We start from the raw sequence: 1230 nt of genomic DNA, 5'->3' as shown, positions 1-1230 counted from the left end.
AAACGTTAGCAGCGGCTCAGTCAGCACTCGCAAAAGCACAGCAGAGTTTAATCATTGCTCAGCAGAATGCGGATCCGGCTTATCTACTTGCAGGAGCTACTATCCTGGCACCGACGGATGCAGTGGTTATTAATTGTGGGCTGCAACTGTATCAATACACAACGAACAATTCAATTATCACGATCACTCCAACGGATGGCACGGAGAGTAATCTTGAAGTGGCAGCGTCGATTGATCAGGCAGATATTGCGCAGGTCGAAATAGGACAGAAAGTGGATATCACCCTTGACGCATACCCGGATGAGCATAGCAGCGGAACTGTGAGCTTAGTTGCTCTTCAAGGGACAACCACTTCCAATGTCACAACCTTTAAAGTCACGGTGGCGGTAGAAAAAGCCAGTAACAAACTTCGCTCCGGAATGAACGCTAATATTGATATCGTGGTGGCAGAGGCCGATAATGTTCTGACAGTTCCAAGTGAAGCAATCAAAACTGTAGATTCTAATAAAATAGTTCTTGTACCAATAACAATAACTACAAGCGGCAAAGATCGAACGGGTCAAGCAGGTCAAGCAGGTCAGGCAGGTCAGGCAGTTCAGGATCAAGCAGCACTATCAGGTACAAGAGGAACTGCAAGTAGTGGGAAGGGCGTACAAAATGTAAATACCCGACCGGTCACAGTGGAAGTCGGTTTGGATGATGGGACCAATGTGGAAATCAAAAGCGGTTTAACGGAAGGTCAAGAAGTTGTGACGGGAACTCGTACAACTACTAGCACAACTACTACACCTAGAGCAACTTCGGGATTCAGTCTTGGAGGCGGCGGGAATAGAGCAATAAGCGGTGGTGCCCGTCCTGGGCAGTGAGTTTAGGTCACATTAAACAAGTGTTGAGTAACGAACTGTCGACAAATCAAACGTATGCCTAAGAGAAAAAACAGCAAACCCGAAGAAGATGTGCTTTATGGTGAAGTCGGGAGGGGTGTTATTTGATAGCTCTCAAAGGGATCAAAAAGATATATACTAACGGTGATATTCAAGTGGCAGCTTTGGCAGGGGTGGATCTCCACGTAGGAGCCAGCGAGTTTGTAGCGATTATGGGACCCTCTGGTTCCGGAAAATCGACTATGATGAATATTTTAGGATGTTTGGATACGCCAACAGAAGGGGAGTATTATCTCGATAAAATCGATGTAGCGAAGGCTAGCAGTGATGATTTGGCCGTAATTCG

Annotated in this window: 2 protein-coding genes; both read left to right on the top strand. The window is 46.3% G+C overall.

Annotated features, from left to right (window positions below; genetic code table 11):
- The coding region (locus tag AC6I5A_RS08875) for an efflux RND transporter periplasmic adaptor subunit (RefSeq protein WP_034614620.1) at positions 1 to 866 on the top strand (866 nt) is incomplete at its 5' end.
- 122 nt (positions 867 to 988) lie between these two features.
- A partial coding sequence (locus tag AC6I5A_RS08870; RefSeq protein WP_034614617.1) for an ATP-binding cassette domain-containing protein occupies positions 989 to 1230 on the top strand: 242 nt, incomplete at its 3' end.

It is taken from the genome of Desulfosporosinus sp. Tol-M2, assembly GCF_059735615.1.
This window is presented reverse-complemented; position numbering and strand designations above follow the sequence as displayed.